The 24,492-nt window shown below is 37.9% G+C and carries 20 protein-coding genes; 12 read left to right on the top strand and 8 right to left on the bottom strand.

Annotated features, from left to right (window positions below; translation table 11 throughout):
* Positions 1-212 precede the first annotated feature (212 nt).
* Complete coding sequence (locus tag ACMGDK_RS01410) at positions 213-1,673, top strand: S41 family peptidase (protein WP_436806282.1); 1,461 nt, start codon at positions 213-215, stop codon at positions 1,671-1,673.
* 79 nt (positions 1,674-1,752) lie between these two features.
* On the opposite strand, the gene ACMGDK_RS01405 is transcribed toward ACMGDK_RS01410, so the two are convergent.
* The 4 genes from ACMGDK_RS01405 to glgB are packed head-to-tail and all read right to left on the bottom strand — an operon-like array spanning position 1,753 to position 6,991.
* The gene (locus ACMGDK_RS01405) at positions 1,753-3,021 is read right to left on the bottom strand and encodes a glucose-1-phosphate adenylyltransferase (RefSeq protein WP_436806281.1); all 1,269 of its coding nucleotides are present in this window, start codon (positions 3,019-3,021) and stop codon (positions 1,753-1,755) included.
* A 14-nt stretch (positions 3,022-3,035) separates the two neighbouring features.
* Positions 3,036-3,575: an FEKKY domain-containing protein gene (locus tag ACMGDK_RS01400; RefSeq protein WP_436806280.1), complete on the bottom strand. Its 540-nt coding sequence runs from the start codon at positions 3,573-3,575 to the stop codon at positions 3,036-3,038.
* Position 3,576: 1 nt separating this feature from the next.
* Positions 3,577-4,983: a glycogen synthase gene (locus ACMGDK_RS01395; RefSeq protein WP_436806279.1), complete on the bottom strand. Its 1,407-nt coding sequence runs from the start codon at positions 4,981-4,983 to the stop codon at positions 3,577-3,579.
* 58 nt (positions 4,984-5,041) lie between these two features.
* A complete protein-coding gene (glgB, locus tag ACMGDK_RS01390; protein WP_436806278.1) occupies positions 5,042-6,991 on the bottom strand; it encodes a 1,4-alpha-glucan branching protein GlgB in 1,950 nt (649 codons plus the stop codon).
* 204 nt (positions 6,992-7,195) lie between these two features.
* Between glgB and ACMGDK_RS01385 the strand changes: the two genes are divergently transcribed.
* From ACMGDK_RS01385 to ACMGDK_RS01350, 8 genes are all read left to right on the top strand, one after another.
* Complete coding sequence (locus ACMGDK_RS01385; protein ID WP_436806277.1) at positions 7,196-8,317, top strand: alpha/beta hydrolase-fold protein; 1,122 nt, start codon at positions 7,196-7,198, stop codon at positions 8,315-8,317.
* A 4-nt stretch (positions 8,318-8,321) separates the two neighbouring features.
* On the top strand, positions 8,322-9,737 hold the full coding sequence (locus ACMGDK_RS01380; protein WP_436806276.1) for a leucyl aminopeptidase family protein: 1,416 nt from the start codon (positions 8,322-8,324) through the stop codon (positions 9,735-9,737).
* Positions 9,738-9,878: 141 nt separating this feature from the next.
* On the top strand, positions 9,879-11,090 hold the full coding sequence (locus tag ACMGDK_RS01375; RefSeq protein ID WP_436806275.1) for an ATP-grasp domain-containing protein: 1,212 nt from the start codon (positions 9,879-9,881) through the stop codon (positions 11,088-11,090).
* Between the two features lie 27 nt (positions 11,091-11,117).
* The gene (locus ACMGDK_RS01370) at positions 11,118-11,831 is read left to right on the top strand and encodes an alpha/beta hydrolase-fold protein (protein WP_436806274.1); all 714 of its coding nucleotides are present in this window, start codon (positions 11,118-11,120) and stop codon (positions 11,829-11,831) included.
* 57 nt (positions 11,832-11,888) lie between these two features.
* Entirely contained in the window at positions 11,889-12,842 is a 954-nt protein-coding gene (locus tag ACMGDK_RS01365; protein ID WP_436806273.1) for an ATP-grasp domain-containing protein, read from the top strand.
* A 33-nt stretch (positions 12,843-12,875) separates the two neighbouring features.
* On the top strand, positions 12,876-13,994 hold the full coding sequence (locus ACMGDK_RS01360; protein ID WP_436806272.1) for a carboxylate-amine ligase: 1,119 nt from the start codon (positions 12,876-12,878) through the stop codon (positions 13,992-13,994).
* A 32-nt stretch (positions 13,995-14,026) separates the two neighbouring features.
* Positions 14,027-14,860 (top strand): type 1 glutamine amidotransferase, encoded by an 834-nt coding sequence (locus tag ACMGDK_RS01355; RefSeq protein WP_436806271.1) that lies wholly within the window; start codon positions 14,027-14,029, stop codon positions 14,858-14,860.
* Positions 14,861-15,040: 180 nt separating this feature from the next.
* Positions 15,041-16,225, top strand: a complete 1,185-nt coding sequence (locus ACMGDK_RS01350) for a hypothetical protein (protein WP_436806270.1) — start codon at positions 15,041-15,043, stop codon at positions 16,223-16,225.
* A 194-nt stretch (positions 16,226-16,419) separates the two neighbouring features.
* Here the strand turns inward: ACMGDK_RS01350 and cphA are convergent, their stop codons facing one another.
* Positions 16,420-19,050 (bottom strand): cyanophycin synthetase, encoded by a 2,631-nt coding sequence (gene cphA, locus ACMGDK_RS01345; protein WP_436806269.1) that lies wholly within the window; start codon positions 19,048-19,050, stop codon positions 16,420-16,422.
* A gap of 198 nt (positions 19,051-19,248) precedes the next feature.
* On the opposite strand from cphA, the gene ACMGDK_RS01340 reads away from it, so the two are divergent.
* From ACMGDK_RS01340 to ACMGDK_RS01330, 3 genes are all read left to right on the top strand, one after another.
* Complete coding sequence (locus ACMGDK_RS01340; RefSeq protein WP_373426874.1) at positions 19,249-20,139, top strand: cyanophycinase; 891 nt, start codon at positions 19,249-19,251, stop codon at positions 20,137-20,139.
* Positions 20,140-20,247: 108 nt separating this feature from the next.
* Positions 20,248-21,090: an isoaspartyl peptidase/L-asparaginase gene (locus ACMGDK_RS01335; RefSeq protein ID WP_436806268.1), complete on the top strand. Its 843-nt coding sequence runs from the start codon at positions 20,248-20,250 to the stop codon at positions 21,088-21,090.
* A gap of 97 nt (positions 21,091-21,187) precedes the next feature.
* Positions 21,188-21,424 carry a YtxH domain-containing protein gene (locus ACMGDK_RS01330; protein WP_436806267.1) on the top strand — a complete coding sequence of 79 codons (237 nt, stop codon included), beginning with the start codon at positions 21,188-21,190 and terminating at the stop codon, positions 21,422-21,424.
* An 88-nt stretch (positions 21,425-21,512) separates the two neighbouring features.
* Here ACMGDK_RS01330 and ACMGDK_RS01325 read toward each other — a convergent pair whose 3' ends face one another.
* The 3 genes from ACMGDK_RS01325 to hisS all read right to left on the bottom strand — a co-directional run bounded on the left by ACMGDK_RS01325 (position 21,513) and on the right by hisS (position 24,456).
* On the bottom strand, positions 21,513-22,310 hold the full coding sequence (locus tag ACMGDK_RS01325) for a class I SAM-dependent methyltransferase (RefSeq protein ID WP_436806266.1): 798 nt from the start codon (positions 22,308-22,310) through the stop codon (positions 21,513-21,515).
* 84 nt (positions 22,311-22,394) lie between these two features.
* Positions 22,395-22,928: a PH domain-containing protein gene (locus ACMGDK_RS01320; protein WP_436806265.1), complete on the bottom strand. Its 534-nt coding sequence runs from the start codon at positions 22,926-22,928 to the stop codon at positions 22,395-22,397.
* Between the two features lie 178 nt (positions 22,929-23,106).
* Positions 23,107-24,456: a histidine--tRNA ligase gene (gene hisS, locus ACMGDK_RS01315; RefSeq protein WP_436806264.1), complete on the bottom strand. Its 1,350-nt coding sequence runs from the start codon at positions 24,454-24,456 to the stop codon at positions 23,107-23,109.
* Positions 24,457-24,492: the final 36 nt, after the last annotated feature.

Genomic DNA, 24,492 nt, shown 5'->3' with positions numbered 1-24,492 from the left:
CCAATATCTCAGTTATTTTGAAAAGATTATTTCAAGAATAGATTCCCAAATTAAAAAGTGAATTATTTAATTATTATTTTTTAAAAAAGCTCATTATAATTGGCAATTTTAATTATTAATATGCTATTTTATAAAAATAACTCCACTTTTAAATAGTGAAATAACGGTATATTTTTTGATGGGTGAAAAGCCTAAAATTAAAAAATTTTTCTATGAAGAAGTTATTTGTATTTCCTTTGATTTTATTTTTCTCAACAGGCTTTTCTCAGTACTCAATTTCAGAAATTCCTGAAGACGGTTATCTCAAAGATTTCGATATTGCAGTTGATATCATTCAAAAACAACATCCTAACCCTTACAGGTTTCACAGCAAAGAAACCATTACCAGAAAGCTGGATTCTCTCCGTAATGAAATTAAAAAAAATCCCGGCTATATCAATTTGCTGATTAACAACCCTACAAGAATAATTGGTGATGGTCACAGTTCTTTTGGCACTGACTCCAATTATTTTGAGGATGTTATGAATTCTGTTTACTATTTTCCTCTTTCAACTTATGTACAAAATGGTATTATATATGTGAACGGAGCTAACAAATATGCTATTGAAACAGGCAGTGAGATCCTTGAAATTAATGGGTTAAGTGCTGATACTATTGTGAAAAAAGTTCCTAAAGCCGCAGACGGAAATATTAAAGTGGAAGATGTGGATATATCTTTCAATATCCCTTTTATTTTAAAAAACCGCACCAATGATTATACCTTAAAATATAAAACTTTAAACGGAACGCAAAAAACGGTGAAAGTAAATGGTATAAAATATCCTCAGTATTATTACGAAACCAAACATGCTGTACTCCCTATTGACTTAGTTTCAGAAAGCTACGGAATTTACGGTTATAAAATAGATCCGGAAACGTATTATTTATCAGTAAAATCATTCTCTTATGACGAAAGTTTTTTTTATGAAAGACTGAAAAAATATTTTCAGGAAATAAGGAATCTAAAATCCAAAAAACTTATTATAGATATCCGTAATAATTCTGGCGGTGCCATCAGTAACGTAGCTTTATTATATTCTTTTATAGCAGCAGATAAAAGCTTTAATAATGAATACAAATACGGAACTAAAGTTATTGACATCAATTATACCAACTATCTGATAGATCCTCAAACTAACCAGTATTACTCAGATAAAGACATTACAGATCTGAATAATTTTATGAGACAAAGGTTTGACAAAGGGGAAAAGGGAGACTATTATTTTGGAAATTCAAGGCTTGATAACACGTATATAAAAAGCTATCCTAGAGACGGATTGTTTTTTGACGGTAAGACTGTATTGCTAACCAATAACCGCACGTTTTCTGCTGCCACCTATTTTGCTTCTTTATTCAAGACCGAAAAAAGAGGAGAAATTGTAGGAAAAGAAACCGGCTCATGCAGTAATTTTACCACTGCTGCATGGTTCCTTTCTTACAGGCTCCCTAATACTAAATCCACCCTTTCCATTCCACGGACGGAAATTTTCTTTAATAGTGGTGACAAGGAAAATGTTGCCAATTGCACAGGTGTAATCCCTGATCATACCATTAAAAGTGACTATTTTTTAAAATCACTCAAGGAACAGAAAGATCCGGAGTTGGAATATTCCCTAAAACTGCTTTCTCAATAAAAGAATGAAGCTTAAATATAGAAAGAGGAAACCTTTGTTGGTTTCCTCTTTTTTATTTAGGACTAATCATATCTTTTTATTAACCTATATGGGTTCCCGAAGGAAGAACAGCTCCTTTTTTCACCACTACAATTCCATCCTGGACTGAATAGGTTCCGTAGTCGCCATCCGGAATATGTTTTCCGCCGATGATTTTCACATTGTCGCCGATATAGCAGTTTTTATCAAGAATAGCCATTTCAATATAGCAGTATTTCCCGATTCCCATGTTCGGATACCCGTTTCTGTCATTGAGTACAATTTCGGTCGTATTCTGGTAGAAATCGGCTCCCATTACGTAAGAATTGACGATAGTGCTTCCTTTATCTATTCTGGTTCTGTTCCCGATCACGGAATTTTCAATCTTATCGGCCATAATGATGCATCCGTCCCCGAAAACAGCTTTGCTTACGTATGAACCGTTAATTTTGGATGGCGGAAGCATCCTCGCTCTTGTATAAATGGGTGAAGAGGAAAACAGGTTGAACTGCGGAAAATCCTGGCACAGATCCAGATTAGCTTCGTAGAAAGACTCTATGGTTCCGATATCTGTCCAGTAGCCTTCATACTGGTAGCTCAGTGTTTTGTATTTTCCGATAGAATTTGGTATAATGTCTTTCCCGAAATCATCTCCGGCTCCATCTTCAAACATTTTTTTAAGAATGGTTCTTGTGAAAATATAAATACCCATGGAGGCCAGATATTCTTTTCCTTTATGCTTATTTTCTTCTGAAACTTCGGATTTTAAGCTGTCCAGGATATCATATTCCGGTTTTTCATAGAAGGATGTGATATTACCATCGTCATCAGACTTTAAAATCCCGAAGCCTGTGGCATCTTTTGCCACCACGGGAATGGTCGCAATTGTCACGTCGCCACCATTTTCAATGTGAAAATCGAGCATTTCCCTGAAATCCATCTGATAAAGCTGGTCACCGGAAAGGATAAGGATATAGTCGTAATCATATTTTTCCAGATGCTTCATCGACTGACGGACAGCGTCTGCTGTTCCCTGATACCAGCTGTCATTTTCCACATTCTGCTCTGCTGCAAGAATATCTACAAATCCTTTGCTGAAAATATCAAAGTGATAGGAATTCTTGATATGTGAGTTTAAGGAAGCTGAATTGAACTGCGTTAAAACCAGGATCTTATTAAGTCCCGAATTCAGACAGTTGGAAATAGGAATATCTACCAGCCTGTATTTTCCTGCAATAGGAACAGCCGGTTTCGATCTTGAATATGTTAACGGGAATAATCTTGTCCCTCTGCCGCCTCCCAAAACAATGGAGATTACATTTCGTTTCATAGGTATCTTGCGTTTTATTGAATTAAATTTACTGTTCTATTCTTAGTGTTTACTGCTAATCTAAAGCACTCTTTATTTTCATATTTGAGTTCATTATTATACACAATGACCCTAAATTCACCTTCATTATTAAGTTCAAATACTTCTTTGTCTACGTTATAGACCTCAATGTAATGCTTTTTAAGCTCTTTCCTGAACAATTTACTCGTGATCAGAACATCCATGACATCTACATTCTTCATGGTGAAATCCTGCATATCTTTATCATATGCTGCATGCCAGTCTTTACCATACTTTCTTTCTATTGCAGCATAGGTCCTTTTGTTAATGGCATTTACAGCTCTTTCTTCTTCAGGGCTTATCATACAGCCTGATACAGCATAATGCTTAATTTTCCATTTTTCAGATATTCCATCCATAGTCTCCTGTGCTCCCATATCAGGCAGTCCGTATCCATAAATCCAATAATATCCACCATGATAACTTCCTTCATCTTCTTTACATGAAGAAAGCAGGATCATGATCACAAAAAGAAAACCGGAAACTTTCATCATGTTAGTTATTATATAAAGCTATATATTTTTCCGCAGATTTCTCCCATGCAAAATCAAATTTCATATTTGCATGGATAAGATCTTCCATAACCCCTTTTTGGCTGTAAATGCCCAATGCCCTGTTCATGGCATGCACTATATCATCTACTCCCGGGTAGGTAAAATTCAATCCTGCCCCACCGGTTGAAATATCTTCCACTGTATCTCTGAGGCCTCCGGTATATCTTACAACGGGAACTGTTCCGTATCTCATAGAATACATCTGGTTCAGCCCGCATGGTTCTACCCTGGACGGCATCAGCAGAAAGTCCGCGGATGCATAGATCTTGTGAGAAAGATATTCTTTATACCCAAGATCCACAGCAAAATTGGTATACGTGTATGCATATTCTTTAAGCTTATTTTCAATATAGGCATCTCCGGAACCCAGAATCATAATATTGAGTGCGCCATAACTCTGCTTAATGCTTTTCCAGACTACATCCGGCAGGAAATCAGCCCCTTTTTCGGTGGCAAACCTTCCTATAAATGCAAACAAAGGAAGTTCCGGCTTCAAGCCATATTCTTTGCAGAGCTTTTCTTTATTTTTCTTCTTTTGCGCTACTGCATTTTTAATATTAAAGTTAAAATCCAGCATCGGATCGGTTTCAGGGTTCCATATTTCCGTATCAATCCCGTTGATGATTCCGTATGCTTTTCCGAATTCCTGGCGCACCAGGCTTTCCAGTCCGCGGAAACTGATGAACAGTTCTTCGAGGTAACCTTCAGAAACGGTTGTAAAGGCATCAGCACATTTGATCATGCTTGCCAGTGGATTAATGAGCCCGTTCCAATCCATCAGTCCCCATTTGTAAGAATCAAAAAAAGGCATATAATTCGCCATATTCCAGCTCATCATTCCCTGGTACTCTCCATTGTGGATGGTCCCGATAGTTTTTACTCCTTTTAAAAATTCAAATTCAGGACAGTGCTGGGTCATAAAAGGCACCAACCCTGTATGATAATCGTGGCAATGCAATACATCCGGACGGATCTTCATAGCACTCAGCCAGTGAAGCACCCCATGCTGAAAAGCTAAAAACTGGAAGCTTTCATCCTGATAACCGTAAGGATTTTCCCTGTCTAAAAGTCCGGGAATTTTCACCATATACAATTCAAATCCCAAAGCATCTGTTTTCTCCTTCATGACCTGAACCTGGAGCATATTCTCTCCCTGATGAATAAAACCATCAAAAACTGTGTCAAACTCATGATCATGAATAAAGGATTTATTATACCAGGGCATTACAACCTTGGCTTCTATTCCCTTTATTTTATTCTGATATTTCGGCAGTGCTCCCACAACATCTGCAAGACCGCCTACTTTTGCTACCGGATAACATTCTGTACTTAAATGATATATTACCATAATTTCACTGTCATTTGTATTTCATCAAACCCTCTTTTAGTCCTCAGCATCATAATGATTATTTCTTATGTAGTTTTATTCTCTGTAATTTATATTTTTTATCTTTTTTCTGTCTTAAAATAATTCCTGCCATTGGCGGAAGTTTTATTGTGATGGATTTTGGATGCCTCATCCATTCTTGCTGCCTTTCATTAAGAATATCAGCATCTACACCGCTTCCACCATATTTCTGATCATCAGAGTTAAATATAACCTCCCAATGTGTTCCTGCACTGACTCCGATGGTGTATTCCAAAACCTGCGGAATCATATTGAGAACAACCATCAATACATCATCTCTTTTTCTGCCTTTTCTGAGATACACATACACGGAGTTCTCGAGATCATCTGCTTCTACCCACTCAAATCCGTTTTTATCAAACTGATTTTCGTAAAAAGCAGTTTCATTCCTGTACAAATGATTCAGATCTTTGACTAATGTCTGCATTCCTTTATGAACGGGATACTGCAGCAAATGCCAGTCGAGGCTTCTGGTAAAATTCCATTCACCGGTCTGGGCAAATTCGTCTCCCATAAAAAGAAGCTTAGCTCCCGGATGGCTGTACATATATACATATAATGTGCGGAGATTGGCAAATTTCTGCCATTCATCACCCGGCATTTTATAGATCAGGCTCGCTTTTCCATGCACTACTTCATCATGCGACAGCGGCATCATATAATTTTCATTATACATATATACGGACGCAAAAGTGATTTTATGATGATGATATTTCCTGTTTTCCGGAGCTTCTTTAAAATAATCCAGCGTATCATGCATCCATCCCATCATCCATTTCATTCCGAAGCCTACTCCGCCATCATGAACAGGTTTTGTAAGCAGAGGAAAATCTGAGCTTTCCTCTGCTATCGTAACAATACTGTCCCCAAATTCTTTATAAACTGCTGTATTGAATTCCTGAAGGAAAGCTTTGGCTTCAAGATTTACATTTCCCCCTTCTATATTAGGTTCCCATTCACCTTCATTTCTTGAATAATCAAGATGCAGCATAGATGTGACTGCATCTACACGAAGTCCGTCTGCGTGATAGCGTTCCAGCCAGAACATGGCATTAGAGATCAGGAAAGATTTAACTTCATTCCTCCCATAGTTGAAAATATAGGACTTCCAGTCGGGATGAAACCCTTTTCTGGGATCTTCATGTTCATAAAGATAGGAACCGTCAAAACGGTGAAGCCCATTGGCATCTCCCGGAAAGTGTGACGGCACCCAGTCCAAAATAACACCAATATTATTTTTGTGAAGCTCATTAATCAGAAACATCAGATCCTGTGGCGAACCGAAACGGGAGGTGGCTGCATAGAATCCGGTAATCTGGTATCCCCAGCTCGGATCGTAGGGATATTCCATGACAGGCATGAATTCTACATGGGTAAAATCCATCTCTTTTATATAAGGAACTAATTTCTCAGCAATATCACGGTAATTCAAATATTTATCAGGAGCATCGCCCTGCCTTACCCAGGAACCCAGATGAAGTTCATAAACAGATATCGGGGCATTCAAGCTGTTGTTTTTCCAGCGTTTTTCCATCCAATCATTATCACTCCATTCGTACCAGGTGGTGGAAACCAATGAGGCTGCCTGCAGGTTTTGTTCCCAGCTTAAAGCAAAAGGATCGCTTTTCTCCAGAATTTCACCTCTGGCAGTTTCTACAGCATATTTATACAATGTACCCCAGGTAAGTCCGGAAATAAATCCTTCCCAGATTCCCGATCCGTCCCACCTCGGAAACAGAATATGATCTTTATGATTCCAGTTGTTGAAATTTCCTATAACGGAAACTTTCTTTGCATTGGGAGCCCAAACCGAAAAATAGACACCTTTTACACCCTCTTTTTCAACAGAATGTGCTCCAAATTTCCCATACAGCTTATAATGTCTTCCTTCTTTGAAAAGGTAGACATCATGATCCGTGAACAGCGTATAGGTTTTAACAGAATTCATCAAGATATGGTTATACTTTATTTTTCTCTGAAACTACGAAAATTCCCTGCAATAACGATTAATAATTGATCAAATAATTATTATGTTAATTTCCCCTCTTTTGTGCATATTTATCAAATATATTATTTTTTATATTTATTTTTTTATGATTTTAAAACAATCTTTTTTATAAATTTAGCTTCAAAATTATATTAAACACATAGGATGAGGTTTGAACTTTATACTGAAGAAAGCGACGACAGAACGGTATACATCACCGGAAATTTCAATAACTGGAACCCAAGAGACTATAGTTATCAGCTTAAACAGCTGGATGCACACAATTATTTCATAGAGATTGACAGCGAAATACTTCCAGATGCCGTAGAGTACAAATTTACAAAAGGAGGCTGGGAAAATGTGGAGCTCGATAAGTACGGGAATATCACGCCTAACCGAAAGGCCGAAAAGGTAACCGGAAAAGCATCTGATATCGTAGAAAAATGGAGGCTCAACTGGGGTCCTTTTAAAAAGGAGTTTTTCCCGATTGCAGAGGTTATTTCCGAAGAATTTTATATCCCGCAGCTTGACCGTTACCGGAAGGTTTGGGCCGTGTTGCCTTATGATTACTATGTATCCGATAAAAGCTATCCTGTGCTTTATCTTCAGGATGCCCAAAATCTTTTCAACGAAGGAAGCGGGTACGGAAACTGGGAAATCGATAAAAAGCTGTCTATTCTGGCGGAATATGGCCGTGGAGATGTCATCATCATTGCCATAGAACATGGCAGCGAAGAGCGTATTAAGGAATATATTTTTGACAACGATAATATTGCGAACGGCTCGGAAGGGAAAAAGTATATCCGTTTCATTACAGATACTTTAAAGCCTTTTGTAGATGAGCACTACCGCACAAAAAAAGACCGGGACAATACAGGAATCGGAGGCAGCTCTTTAGGTGCGTTGATCAGTATTTACAGTGGATTCCTTTATCCAGAAGTGTATTCAAAACTGCTGATCTTCTCCCCTTCACTTTGGGTGGAGCCAAACAATAATTTTCCGATGATGAACTTCAGGGTTCCTTTTAAAACAAAAATCTACCTGTATGGTGGTGGCCAGGAAGGTTCCAAAATGGTGAAAAGAATTCATGTTTTTGAACAATATTTAAAGCGTTGGGAAAAGAAGAATCTTTTTGATTTTGAATTCAGGACCAGCATCAATCCTGAAGGGACCCACAGTGAATTTTACTGGTCTCAGGAATTTCCAAGAGCCATTGAGTGGCTGTTTTATGACAACACAGAAAATCCGGTAGAAGTAAAACCACAACAACAAAGCATTAAAAATTAAGCTTATGAAATTAATCAATAAAAAAAATAAAAAATATACACAGATTTTCCAGCTTTTCACGGAGGAAGAATGGATCAAATCCAGTAAAAATTACAATAAAAATATTTCTTCTTTTTTTTCCGGAAAGAAATATGAGGTTTTCATTCATACTGACGACGAAAGCATCATTTATCTGATCGGTTTGGGAAAATCAACACTGCAGAATTTCGAGGTTCAGCAGGTAGCCGTTAAATTCTCCCAAACACAAAAAGACAAGCTTAAGACTGTTCCTACTCTTGTTTTAGCAGATTTCCTGAATGAGAAACAGATCGGAGAGTTCGTAAAAGGGTTACTTTTCGGAACATACAGCTATCCTTTTGATAAAAAACATGCTTTCTGGAACCCAAAATTTGAAATCCACTTCGAAAATCTAAGCCAGAAAAAACTGGATGCAATCAGTTCAAAAGCCGAAGCACTGGCTAACGGACAAATTACCTGTCAGGAATGGCTGAATAAACCAGCCAACCTTAAAAAACCTGATATCCTAAGCCTGTTTCTGAAAAATATGGCCAAGAAATATGACTTAAAATATACCGCATTCAACAGAAAAAAATGTGAAGAACTGGGCCTTGGCGCCTATCTGTCGGTTAACCAGGGAAGTGCTTACGATGCCGCTTTTACCATTATAGAATACAAAACAACCGTTAAAAATGCCAAAACATTCGGGCTGGTAGGAAAATGTGTTCTTTTTGATACAGGAGGTATTTCCCTGAAAAATCCGGACAATATGCATTATATGAAATCTGACATGGGCGGTGCTACGGCAGTTATCGGAACCCTGATCTATGCAGCAGAAATGAAGCTTCCGGTGAATATCGTTGCGGTACTTCCTATCACGGATAATGCCATTTCTGAAAACGCTTTCCTTCCAAGTGATGTTATTACAGCTTATAACGGAAAAACCATTGAAGTCCTTAATACCGATGCAGAAGGCAGAATGATTCTCGCTGACGGACTTTCTTACCTTGCTAAAAACTATAAAACAGATCTTCTGATTGATCTTGCCACTTTAACGGGAAGCTCTGTCAGAATGTTCGGTGATACCTGCGGAGCCATGTTCTCGAATTATGATGAACTGAAAAATCTCCTGATAAAAAGCGGAGACAATACCAACCAAAGGGTATGGAATCTTCCTTTATGGAATGTATGGAAAGAGGATATACAGTCTGATGTCGCGGATCTGAAAAACATCTCTATGAAACCTATCGGTGACTGTATCATAGCCGCTAAATTCCTGGAGCAGTTTATCGAAAACCACCCTAAATGGGCACATCTGGATATTGCAGGAGTTACTTTTGGAAGTGTAGGATATGCAAAGGAAAAAGCAGCAACCGGCTTTGGAGTGCAACTGCTGGCCGATTTAATTGAAAATTATCACTAAAAATTAGTTTTTTAGAAAAAATCTCTGTATACTTGAGTGTATATTTTTCAAAAACGCAGTTTATTGTGATTTTTAACGTTAATTAATCAATAAAGAATTGCTTTTATTTTTGATAATCTACCAAAAGATAAAAAACATTATATGGAGGAGAAAACAATAGTATGTATTTCGTGCTATTACAAGGGCTATGACTTCATGGACGAAATGAAGAAGCTCGGTAATAAAATCATCTTGGTAACATCAGAAGGCCTTAAGGAAAAAAACTGGCCATGGCATGCTATTGATGAGGTATTTTATATGTCTGAATTAAAACCTTCTGTCTGGAATCTGGATCATCTGGTCCAGGGATTTTCACACCTGATGAAAACCAGGAAAGTAGATGCTGTAGTGGCCCTTGACGATTATGATGTAGAAAAGGCAGCGCTGATCAGAGAAACATTCCGCATTCCCGGGATGGGACAAACAACACACCGGTATTTTAGGGATAAACTGGCTATGCGCCAGAAAGCGAAAGATTCGGGAATCAGTGTTCCGGAATTTACAGCAGTTTTTAATAATGATGAAGTGAACAGCTTCGTAGAGAAAGTTCCGGCTCCATGGGTATTAAAACCCCGATCAGAAGCATCAGCATCTGGCATTAAAAAGTTTTCTTCCAAAGATGAGCTTTGGGATGAACTGAATGCTCTGGGTGAAGAACGTCATTTATTTTTACTGGAAAGCTTTAAACCGGGAGATGTTTATCATGTGGACAGCCTGACCTTTAATAAAGAAATTGTATTTACCTCTGCCTCGAAATATCTCGCTCCTCCTATGCAGGTTTCTCATGAAGGCGGTGTTTTCAGGTCTAAGACACTGGGAAGATATTCTGATGAATTTAAAGCTCTCGAAGAAGTCAATGCCAAAGTACTTTTCAGTTTCGGATTGCTTAACGGAGCTACCCATACTGAATTTATCCGTGGAAAAGCGGACGGAAAATGGTATTTCCTTGAAACATCCTCCAGAGTTGGCGGTGCCCACATTCCGGATCTTGTTGAAGCTTCCAGTAATATTAATATCTGGCGGGAATGGGCAAAAATTGAAGATGCTCTTCTGCGTGGAAAAACTTACCTGGCTTCAAAACCTACAGGCTACTATTCAGGTCTCATCATTGCCCTCATCAAGGACAAAGATCCTGATTACAGTGTTTTTGACAGTGAGGAAACTGTAAAGTACCTTCCTATTGATTATCATGTTGGAATTGTCTACAAATCCACCGATCCGGATATTATACAGGAAAGATTAGACAGCGCTGCCGAAAAAATCCAGGCAGAGATGCTGAATATTCTGCCGCCCAAAAGTAAATTGACAAGCTAAACACAGTATAATAAAAGAAATTTATCAATGTCGCATATAGAACATACAGATTATTATTCAAATATATTAGGAACAAGCCTTAAAATAGAAGTTACCGGACATTACGGGCATCCTATTATTATGTTCCCGACCTCTCAGGGGCAATACACTCAAAATCATGATTTCCATCTTAACGGAAGCATCAACTGGTTTATAGAGCAGGGCAAAGTAAAGCTTTATAATGTCCAGACTATTGATGCATGGAGCTTTTATGATGAAAAGATTTCACCACAGAAAAGGATAAAAAATTATGAGCTGTATGTGCAGTTCCTGATCCAGGAATTTATACCATATATCCAGAAGATCCATAAAACCCACCGTGTCGCAGTGGCTGGCGCAAGTTTCGGAGGTTATCATGCTGCGAATTTTGCTTTCAGATTCCCGGATGTGGTTTCGCACCTGTTCTGCCTTTCCGGAGCATTCAGCATCAGAAATTTCATGGACGGATATTCGGATGAGCTTGTTTATTTTAACTGTCCGAAGGAATTTGTAAAGAATGATGAAGCCTGGAAATACAAACATATGCACATTGTCCTGAGCACTTCCGACCAGGATATCTGCAGAGATAAAAACATTGAAATGGCTGAAATCCTAAGCTCGAAAGGAATCGATTTCTGGTACGATGAGAGAAAATGGATCAATCATGACTGGCCGTTATGGAGAATGGTTTTCCCTACATTTATAGGAGCATTTTTCTCCTGAAAACCATACATAAATAAGATAAAATAATAAAACATATACCAATTAAAAACAGAAATTATGGCAAAAAAAGTGGGGATTCTATTCGGTATGGAAGATACATTTCCTTGGGCGTTTATCGACAAGGTAAATGAACTGGGTGGCGGAGAAATCATTGCTGAAGCAGTGAATATCGACAAACTGGAGCAGGGAGCTGATTACGGCTATGCAGTCATTATCGACAGAATTTCGCAGGATGTTCCTTTTTACAGAGCTTATTTGAAAAATGCCGCACTGAACGGAACTTATGTAATCAATAATCCTTTCTGGTGGAGCGCTGATGAAAAGTTCTTCAATAATGCGCTGATGACAAAACTTGGAATTCCACTTCCTAAAACAGTACTGCTTCCTTCGCACGAAAGACCTACAGACACTTCGGAAACATCATTCAGAAACCTGAAGTTTCCTCACGACTGGGAATATATTTTCAATTATGTAGGATTTCCTGCCTATATGAAACCTCATGACGGAGGCGGATGGAAAAGTGTGTACAGAGTCGAAAATCCAGAGGATCTGTGGGAAAAATTAAGCGAAACAGAACAGCTGGTGATGATGGTGCAGGAAGAGATTGTTTTCGATGATTATTACAGGGTTTACTGTCTGGGGAAAAAATACGTTCATATAATGCCGTATGAACCGCGTAATCCACATCACCTAAGGTATGCCACAACGCATCAGACTAAAGGAGACGAACTTGAAAAACTGTTAAAAACGATCCACGATTATACGATTAAAATGAACGAAGCTCTGGGCTACGATTTCAATACGGTAGAATTTGCCATCAGAGACGGAATTCCATACGCAATAGATTTCTGCAATCCTGCTCCTGATGCAGATAAAAACTCGGTAGGTGAAGAAAACTTTGCATGGATTGTAGAGCATTCTGCTAAACTGGCCATTGAAAAAGCAAAAGAATATGTTCCTGGAAAACCTAATATCTCCTGGGGTACTTTTGTAAAAGACTCTGTAAAATAAACGCTAAGAAAAATAAAAAAACACGAAAAAAAAATGCATCAGTTTACTATAGGAATCGAGGAAGAATATCAGATCATTGATGTTGAGAGCAGAGACTTAATATCTCATGTTTCAAAGATCATTGAAGGGGGAAAAGCTGTTTTAAGTGAAAATTTAAAACACGAAATGCATGAATCAATGATTGAAATGGAAACCGGAATCTGCCAGAATATCAAGGAAGCCAGAACGGAACTGACTAACCTGAGAAGACATTTAATCAACACAGCCCATGAACAGGGCCTTCGGGTAGCCGGAGGCGGAACACATCCTTTTTCAAATTGGGAACATAATACCATCACAAACGGTGAACGTTACAACAAAATCGTGGATGATATGGGAGATGTTGCCCGCGGAAATTTAATTTTCGGGCTTCATGTCCATATTGGGATCCCCAATCGTGAAGAAGGGGTAAGGATTCAGAATGTGATGCGTTATTTTCTTCCGCACGTCTATGCACTTTCCACCAACTCTCCTTTCTGGATAGGAAGAAATACAGGTTTCAAGTCCTACAGGCAGGAAATTTTTGTAAAATTCCCAAGAACCGGTATTCCCAGCTACTTCAATTCACTCGCTGAATTCGACAGCTATGTAGAGCTTCTGGTAAAAACCGGAACTATAGATAATGCCAAGAAAATCTGGTGGGATCTGCGTGTCCATCCTTTCTACCCTACTATTGAGTTCAGAATCTGTGATATGCCTTTAAGATTAGAGGAAACGGTTTGCCTGGCTGCTATTATGCAGAGTCTGGTAGCAAAAATCTATAAGCTACATCAACAAAACTTAAGTTTCAGAAGCTACAGAAGGCTGTTACTGAATGAAAACAAATGGAGAGCCTCCAAAAGTGGTATTGAAGCCCATCTGATCGACTTCGGAAAAGAAGAATCCGTTCCTTATCCTCATCTTTTGAAAGAGCTTCTTGAATTTATTGATGACGTTGTAGATGAACTCGACTGCAGAAAAGAGGTTGAATATGCCTGGACCATCCTGGAAAACGGAACAGGAGCCGACCGACAGCTTAAAGTGTTTAATGAAACCGGAGACCTTACCAAAGTGGTGGATTATATGATCTCTGAAACGGAGTATGGCATAACACATGGCGAAACAGCTTCATAATATTTTTGGTAACTTTGGAAAAAATATGAAGTATGAAAGATATTCGAATCGCATTGATAGATATGAACAACAACCATGTCAATCAAGGCTTTAGAAATATTAAAGAGATTTCAGAAGCATTTCAACAAAGCTCTGAAGAAAATGTGATCATCGAAACATTTGATGTAAGGTTTAAGAATGAAATGCCCGACATTGAAGATTTTGATATCTTTATTTCTTCAGGCGGACCTGGAAACCCACACAGAGAAGGTCTGGAATGGGAAGACAAGTATGCCTGCTTTCTGGATAGCGTTTTAGACCACAATAAATATAATGAAGATAAAAAATATCTGTTCCTGATTTGTCATTCATTTCAATTAGCAAGTATCCACTGGAAACTGGGAAATATCTGTAAAAGAAAATCGTATTCTTTTGGGGTAATGCCAGTTCACAAAACAGAGGAAGGCGAGCAGGAATTTTTATTTAAAAATCTTAAGGATCCTTTTTATGCTGTAGATTCCAGAGCGTATCAATTCATTGAGCCGGATATGGACCGTTTTGATGAGTTGGGCATGAAAATCACGGCTATCGAGAAATTCAGACCACATATTAATCTGGAAAGGGCTGTAATGGCTGTACGCTTTTCAGAGGAGATATTCGGAACACAATTTCATCCGGAAGCTGATCCTAAAGGCATGATTGAAAACCTGAAAGACGAAAAAAACAAAACGGCAATGATCGAGAACTTCGGCATGGAGAAATATCTTGAAACAGTAGACAGAATAGATGATGAAGACAAGATCATTCTTACCAGAAGCCAGATCTTACCGAGATTCCTTCAGTCTGCAAAAAAAAACATTTTGAAGGGAAGTGAAATTTTAGCTTAAACTTTATATAATACATGCTTCGACTTTGCTCAGTGTGGCAATACTGAACAAATAACAGTCAGTATCAGAGATGTTATGCTGAGGAAAGTCGAAGCATTATTAATGAGATATTGCAATAATTATAACATTAAATCGGGCATTACTGCTCGATTTTTTAAAATAAAACCACAAAGAAGAAATATGATCCCAAAATACAGAAAACAGTTCAACCAGGAGTTTTCACAGGAAAAATACGAACAGCTTAAAGAACGTCTTGCTCAGAAAGGAGGGATTGCACCTGCATTCAGAATTTCAGAAAGCCCTCTTTTTCTTTCTCATGAATTTAAAAACAAGCTTCTTGACGCCAGCGAGAGCATTATTGACCAGATCAAGGCACTTCCTGCTGAAATACTTTACAAGGCTGTTCCTGATAATTGCAGAGTACCTAATGATACTCTTCAGCCTCACTTTTTTACTATTGATTTTGGGATCTGCCGAAGCGAAAACGGAGAAATTGAACCTCAGCTGATCGAACTGCAGGCTTTTCCTTCATTATATGCTTTTCAAAAGACTTTTGAAGATACATTCTGTGAGGTTTACCCTTTCCTTTCGGAACTCAGGAATACAATGCCCCATTCTGAGTTTAAAAATCATCTAAAAGAACTGATTATCGGAAATGAAAATCCTGAAAATGTCATTCTGCTTGAAATATTCCCGGAGAAACAGAAAACAGCAATTGATTTTGCATTGACTGAAACATTATTGGGAATAAAAACAGTCTGCCTAACCAAAGTAAAAAAAGAAGGCAGAAAGCTGTTTTATGAAAGCAACGGAAAATCTGTTGAGATCAAAAGAATCTATAACCGGGTTATTTTTGATGAACTGGATAGTATTCCGGATCTGAAAGCTGGGTTTGATTTCCGTGATGATATTGAGGTAAAATGGATCACGCACCCTAACTGGTTTTTTAAGATTTCAAAGTTTCTTCTTCCCATGCTGAAGCATCAATTCGTTCCGAAGAGCTACTTCTTAAACGAATTTCCTGAGCATGAGAATCTTGAAAATTTTGTCCTGAAACCGCTATTTTCATTTGCAGGAAGCGGAGTAAATTTAAATCCTACAAAAGAAATAACAGAAGCTATTGAGGATAAGGAAAACTATATTTTACAGAGAAAAGTTACTTATGAACCTATTTTCGAAGATATTAACGGAGAGTTTTCAAAGGCAGAAATCCGTCTGTTGTACATCTGGCACGAAAATGATGAACGCCCTATTCTACTGGAAAACCTGGGAAGAATGACTAAAGCCGCAATGGTAAATGTGGATTTTAACAAGAAAGATGCCATATGGATCGGGAGCTCTAATGCGTTTTTCGGAGAGGAGTAATTTTAAAAATCAAAAAAACAGGTGAATAAAACCCTGGCTAATACAACAAATCCTTCTGAGTTCAGAGGGATTTGCTATTTTTGCAATGTAAGGTTGGATTATGATATTTGTAGAATATAATAAGAAAAAAAGTGATATTTTGTTTAAATAAAAAACGGCTGAAAATTCAGCCGTTTTTGTATAGATGATGTATTCTATGAATTTTTATCGTCTTCCATAAGCTCACGTGCCTGGTAATCCTGTACCAAATCGATTGCATTTGAAATAACATCACTTAAAGCAGTAATAAAGGTTCCTTCTTCAGCCATTCCCATCGCATGTTTTAAAGCTTCGATTTCCTTAGGAATAATCTCATAGCTCACATTTCTTCCGGCTTCATTAATACCGTCAATGATTAACCCGTTGATCTCTTCTTCCGTTCTCCCTCTCAGGTGCTTTTCGTTTCTGATGATGATATAATCGAACATTCTTCCGGCAATTTTTCCGCACTCTCTGATATCACTGTCACGTCTGTCGCCTACTCCTGAAATAATACCTATTTTTTTGGTAGATTCTACATTTTTAAGATAATCTTCGATAGCACCGTAGCCTGAAGGATTATGTGCAAAATCAATAAGAACCTTAAAATTCTTGAATTTGAATATATTAAGTCTTCCCGGTGTAAGCTGTGCACTCGGAATAAAAGTTCTTAAGGAATTGGAAATATCTTCAATCCCGAAGCCATACAGATAACTTGCTAAACTCGCTGCTAAAACGTTTTCGATCATAAATCTAGCCTTTCCTTCCATAGTGATCGGGAAATCTTTAGCCTTTCCTATTCTGATTTTCCAGTCGCCTTTTTTAATGGTTACAAAACCCTCTTCATAGATGCAGGTGATTTTTCCTTCTTTAGCAAATTTTACAATATGGGGATTGTTTTCATTCATGCTGAAGATCGCAACATTGCTGTCAAGATCATTAATGATCTTCATGGAATATTCATTATCAGCATTCAGGACGCTCCAGCCGTTTTTCTTTACGCTGTCCAGAACCACTCTTTTTACTTTCGTCAGATCTTTCAAATTGTGAATGTCATTCATTCCCAAATGATCCTCCTCAATATTAGTCAAAACACCAATATCACACTGTGAAAATCCTAAGCCTGAACGCAGGATTCCGCCTCTTGCTGTTTCAAGAACAGCAAATTCTACCGTAGGGTCTTTCAGAACAAACTCAGCAGAAAGTGGTCCTGTAGTATCTCCTTTTGTCAGCATCGTATTCTGAATATAAATACCGTCAGAAGTAGTAAAGCCTACTCTGTAACCGTTGCTTTTTACGATATGGGAGATCAGTCTTGTTGTCGTTGTTTTGCCATTCGTTCCTGTTACCGCGATAATTGGGATTGTGAATGGTTTTCCCGGAGGATACAACATATCCACCACCGGAGCGGCTACGTTTCTCGGAAGACCCTCACTTGGTGCCAGGTGCATTCTGAATCCGGGTGCAGCGTTCACTTCAATAATCGCTGCACCGCTTTCTTTAAGGGGCTGAGTCAGATTTTCTGCCATGATATCAATACCGCAGACATCCAAACCAATAATTTTTGAAACTCTTTCAGCCATGGTGATATTCTCAGGATGTACCATGTCGGTAACATCTATGGATGTACCTCCCGTAGAAAGATTAGCGGTAGATTTCAAATAGACAATCTCTCCTTTTTGCGGAACGGTTTCAAGGGTATATTGAAGCTTTTCAAGAAGCTCCAGTGTATCTTTGTCTACTTCTATTTCAGTAAGGACATTTTCATGGCCATAGCCTCTTCTCGGATCTTTATTTTCCTTATCTATCAGCTCCTGAAGATTCAGCTCACCATCTCCTACTACATGTGCAGGTACTCTCCTTGCTGCCGCAACCATTTTATTGTTAATGACCAAAACTCTGAAATCATATCCTGTAATATATTTTTCTACAATGACTTTTCTGGAGTACTTCTGAGCATGTTCCAATCCTATTTTTGCTGCTTCCCAATCATTTACATTAATGGAAGAACCCTTTCCGTGATTTCCGTCCAAGGGCTTCAGTACGATGGGATAGCCTATTCTTTTTATAACACTGCTCAGGCCTTCTTCATCCACTATCAGATCTCCAACAGGAACAGGAATAGCAGCATCATGCAGCATTTTTTTCGTCAGTTCTTTATTGCAAGCAATATCTACCGCAATTGAGCTTGTTTTTCCTGTAATGGTTGCCTGAAAACGTTGTTGATTCACACCATAGCCAAGCTGTACCAAAGAGTTCGTTCCCAATCTTATCCAGGGAATCCTTCTGGAAACGGCTTCTTCCACGATGCTTCCGGTAGAAGGTCCCAGGCGGACACGCTCTCTGATCTCTTTCAATTTCTGTATACAGGCATTAATATCGTATTCTTTATTATCAATTAAAGCCTGCGCTATATTTACCGCTTCTTCAGCAGCATAAATACCTGCATTTTCTTCAATATAATTAAAAACAACATTGTATATTCCGGGTGACTTTGTTTCACGGGTTCTTCCGAAACCTACGTCCATCCCTGCCAGTGTCTGTATTTCCAATGCTATGTGTTCGATAACATGCCCCATCCAGGTTCCGGTTTCTATCCTGTGAAAGAATCCTCCTTCCACTCCTTCTGAACATCTGTGAGTGAACAGAGATGGGATCAGTTTTTCGATTCTTTCTCTGAAACCGTCGATTTTATTCGTAGGATAATTTTCCATTTCTTCAAGATCCAATCTCATCTGTATCAGCTTCTTTCTTCTGATGCTCCAGATGTTTGGACCCCGTAATGCCTGTATCTTCTCAATTTTCATAGTCTATTTGCATTTTTATCAGTTAACAATAACTCCTTCAAAAATCAAAGATAATGTAAAACCCTAAACCAAACTATACCACATTTAAAGATTTCTCAAAAAAAAATGAAAAGAAATTAACAATTCTAAAACATTAAAAATCATTAAAATGTGGCATGAATTTCGTCAAATGTTAATTATTTTTTAAATTTGCACACTATGATGAGACCCGTTGGAAAATTAATTATTATCGGAGGAGCTGTAAACAAAGGAAGCTTTGCAGAAACCGATTTCGACCAGAACATTGAAAAAAACCTTAACTTTTTTGAAAGAGGAATCTTAAGAAAGATCATTAATGAATCTAAGCTTAAGGAAAATTCTGTTATCGAAATTGTAACCACAGCCTCCCAAATCCCTCAAATTGTAGGCACAGAATACAAAAAAGCTTTTGAATTTCTTGGCGCCAAAAATGTAAATATCCTTGACATTCACAACCGTGAAGAAGCCAATTCCGATGCTATGGCCGCAAGGGCCAATGCAGCAGATGTCGTGATGTTCACCGGAGGAGATCAGCTTAGGCTGACCTCTATTCTTGGAGGAACAAGATTTCACGACACTATCTTACTGAAATATCAGGAACAGGATTTCATTTATTCAGGCACTTCCGCAGGAGCGGCAGCAGCCTCTGAAAATATGATCTACCAGGGAAGCAGCTCTGAATCTCTTTTAAAGGGAGAAATTAAAACAACACAGGGACTTGGCCTGATTGATAATGTAATTATTGATACACACTTCGTACAGCGTGGCAGAATCGGGCGTCTTTTCCAGGCTGTAGTCAACAATCCGAGAACATTGGGGATAGGACTGGGTGAAGATACCGGGCTTTTTATCCATAATGATATCATGACAGCTGTAGGTTCAGGTCTTGTAATCCTGGTGGACGGAAGGTTCATTAAAGATACTAACCTGACGAATATCAACCTGGGTGAACCTATTTCAATCGATAATCTTACGGTACATGTCATGTCTATGAATGATCATTATGACCTTACCACAAAGAAACTTACGATCGAAAATTCACAGTTCAACCCTATCCCACAGGATAAATAAAAGTTAACTGTCAATGGTGAATAGTGAACAGTGAATTTCACCGGTTAAAATTTTATCGTTATCTTTAAAATTGACCATTGACTTTTCACAATTGGCAAATACAATCTTATGAAAATCATTATCCACGGCGGCTTTTTCTCTGAAAGCGATCAAAGTCATGAAGTAAAAACGGCAAAACAAAATTCTTTAAAACAGATTGCCCAACAGGCTTTTGAATATCTTCAGACGCATTCTGCTTTTGATACGGCAGCTTATGCTGTTTCCCTTCTGGAAGACAATCCGTTGTACAATGCAGGTATCGGGTCCCAGATACAAAGTGACGGTGTGATCCGTATGAGTGCAGCAATTATGGATGGGGAAACGCAGAAATTAAGCGGTGTAATTAATCTTCAGGCTGTAAAGAATCCAATTTTTGTAGCAAAAGAGCTGATCAATGAGGATGACAGAGTTTTGGGCGGTAATGGCGCCAAAATTTATGCCTCTGAACATGGTTTTGAGGATTTCTCAACAGAGATTCCTCAGAGAAGAAATGAATATGAAGCCAAACTTAATAATGGCGGTAAAGGAACGGTAGGCTGTGTTGCTCTTGATAAGGATGGAAAGTTGGCTGTAGCAACCTCTACCGGTGGAAAAGGCTTTGAGATCCCAGGAAGGATTTCAGATTCGGCAACGGTGGCGGGAAATTATGCCAATTCGGTTTGTGCCGTGAGCTGTACGGGTGTAGGAGAAGATATTGTAAGCAATGCTACTGCTGCAAAGATCGTAACAAGAACGACTGACGGAATGAGCCTTGAGCAGGCATTCAATAAAACCTTTGAAGAACTTAAGACCATAGATGGCTTCGCAGGAGCTATCGCTATTGATAAAGACGGAAATATTTATCATCAGGATTCTTATCCTACTATGGTCTTTGCAAGTTTTGACGGAGAAGATTTTCAGGTCTTTCAATAATTTTAACATTTTTTTATTACCCCATTTAATTTTTTGGCACGTATTTTACATGTTTACTAGTAACAAGTTTTAATATAAATCATTAAAAATAAAAATCATGGGAAATAAAACAAAAGGGCTATTGGCCTTACTAGGGGTAGGTGCTTTAGCATATTGGAAATACAAGAATTCTACACCTGAAGAAAAGCAGGCTGTAAAGGATAAAATCAATACTGCAAAGGACAACCTGAACAAATGGGGAAATGAAGTGAAGAACAAAGCCAATGATGTTGCCTCCCAGGTTCAGAACAAAGTAGACGAAGCTAAAACAAAAGCTGAAGACTCTTTAAGCTAAAAGCAGATTAGTTTTTTTAACATTCATATATGAAAAGTCATCGTAATCCCAGGATTATGATGACTTTTTTTATGTTATAATTAATAAGCTAAATTGTTTTTTTCCGGCCTTTTAAAGCATACACCAGCGGCAATTTATTATCGAACTTTGAAATTCTCCATTTACCTTTTTCAAATTCTTCCACATGGTTGAAGCACGGATACGGTGACCAGTCGAATTCCTGAAAGGTCTCCAATTCTATATTATATTTTATAAGACTCTGAAGAACCTCAGCTAAAGAATGATTCCACATCACATATTCCTGAACAATATCTGCAGATTTATCGGCATACGTTCCTTCGTAGGTTTCAACAATAGGCTTTTCATTAAAATAATTGTAGGCAATTTTTGTAAAATTATCATCAAACATCCAGACTGCAGGGTGAAATTCTGCCATTACAATTTTTCCGTCCGGTTTTAAAAAATGACTGATGACGCCTGCCCACTTATTAAGGTCAGGAAGCCAGCCTATCACACCGTAGCTTGTATACACAATATCAAATTTCTGATCAAGAATATCCGGAAGGCTGTACACATCCGAACAGATAAATTGTGTATCTGTACCGCATTTTTGTGCAAGATCTTTTCCGGTTTCAATAGCTTTATCGGATAAATCTATACCGGTGACATAGGCTCCCATTCTTGACAGGGAAATAGAATCCTGCCCGAAATGACATTGCAGATGCAGAATACTTTTGCCTTTTACATCTCCCAAAAGGTCCAACTCTATTGAATTGAGGGAATTTCTTCCATTTAAGAATTCATCTACAAAATAAAAATCCGATTTCAGATGCGGATTTACTTTCGCATTCCAGGAGTTTTTATTGATTTCCAGGTAATTTTTCATGGTGTTTGTTTTATTTTTTAGATTTCTGTATCAGGAACCGACCCTAATTACTTCGAAAAATAAATGGTAGAGCCTTCATATCATTTATTGATTAAGCAGTTTCTTTTTCTGTTCTGCGAATTCTTCTTCACTTAAAATTCCACTTTCTCTGAGTCTTCCCAACTGTTCCAATTGATCTAAAACTGAAGGTTCTGATTTACTTTGAAAATATTCTTTAGGACGGGCCATGAAGTCTCTTACTTTTTCACAAAACAATTCTGCATAATATTTTCCAACATTATCAATTTCCAGAACATTATCCGAGATATGTATATCTATAGAAGCCAGCATTAAGGATTTCTCATATTGTATGGAGCTTACTTTATCGTAAGAAAAATCTTCTACTTTCAGTCCGTACATAAATTCTTTATCCACAAAAATCAATCTTCTTTCGGTTGCCACTAAAATGATATGATGATTGTTCAGTTTATTTCTTCCCTCAATCAGGTACACAATTTTTTCATTCTCCGAAAGGACATCCGGTAATGCATGAATTTCTTTTCTGGCAAAAATAGTAGGATTGATGTCTAATATTTCCAGTTCATCTTTTATTTCGTCAAGTCTTGATTTTTCGCTCATTGTTTGTTTTTATAAATGGTAGATATTACAAATTTAATTTTTTTCTAAAATAAGGAAAGGGATAAGCTTCTTATTTTAAACAAATAAAGTTTACAGTCATTTCTTACAAAAACATACTCGCAAATGTAAAAAAGCATTATCTGTTGATAATGCTTTTCATTTGATATTTTCCAGAATATTATCCTAAAAATTCTTCCAGAGAAACTGTTTTCTGCTCTCCAGCCTCCAAGTCTTTAAAGGTAACTGTTCCGTTTTTAATCTCTTCTTCTCCTAAGAAAACAAGGTTTTTAATTCCTTTCTTTTCAGCGTACGTAAACTGCTTGTTCAGCTTTGCGTTTTCCGGGTACAGCTCAGCGGAAATTCCTTTTTTTCTCAGCTGCATAATCAGTTTTAAAGCTTTTACCGTTTCTTCTCCTCCGAAGTTAGCAAAAAGGTATTCTACTTTCATTGAAGCTTCTTCAGGGAAAAGATTAAGCTCTTCCATTACCAGATAAACCCTGTCTAAACCAAATGAGATCCCGATTCCCGGGATATTTTTAACTCCGAAAACTTCCGTAAGGTTGTCATATCTACCACCACCGCCTATGGATCCCATTGCCACCTCATCCGCTTTCACCTCAAAAATAGCTCCGGTATAATAATCTAAACCTCTGGCCAGCGTGATATTGAATACCAGATTCTGCATATCTACTCCAAGATTCAGAGATTGGGTAAGAACAAATTCCAGCTCCTCCACTCCCTTCAGTCCTATCTCGCTGTCAGCAAATTTTTCTTTTAACTGAAGAAGATTTTCCAAGGCATCATCTGACTGATTAAATAAAAACTCCAATTTATCTATAGATTCCTGAGAAATTTCTCTTTCCAGTAATTCTTTAATAACTCCTTCCTTTCCTATTTTGTCCAGCTTATCCAGAGCTACAGTGAATTCAATCAGTTTATCTGTAATACCTGCATATTCTGCCAGACCGGAAAGAATTTTTCTGTTATTCATATGGATGGTAACAGGAATATTTAAATCGGAAAATGATTTCAGATATAACTGAACCAAATCCACTTCCTGTAATAAGCTTTCGCTTCCTACCACATCGGCATCGCACTGGTAAAATTCTCTGAATCTACCCTTCTGAGGACGGTCGGCTCTCCATACCGGCTGAATTTGGTAACGCTTGTAAGGAAATGTCAGCTTACCATGATTCATCGCAACGAATCGTGCAAAAGGTACAGTAAGGTCATAACGAAGGGCTTTATCTGAAATTTGAGAGATAAGCTTCTGATGATTTTTATTATCCCAGTCTTCCTGATTCACTTTTGAAGCGTACTCTCCTGAATTTAAAATTTTAAAGATCAGGCGGTCACCTTCTTCTCCGTACTTTCCTGTCAAAGTAGAAAGATTTTCAAAGCTTGGGGTTTCTAATGGCTGAAAACCGAATAATTCAAAATTATTCTGTAAAATATTAATAATATATTTTCTTCTTGAAACTTCCTGTGCTGTAAAATCTCTCGTTCCTTTTGCTAAACTTGGCTTCATTTGCTGTATATCATTTTGATGAATGCAAAAATAAGG

The sequence above is a fragment of the Chryseobacterium hilariae genome (genome assembly GCF_051400735.1).
Taxonomy (GTDB): Bacteria; Bacteroidota; Bacteroidia; order Flavobacteriales; family Weeksellaceae; genus Chryseobacterium.
This window is presented reverse-complemented; position numbering and strand designations above follow the sequence as displayed.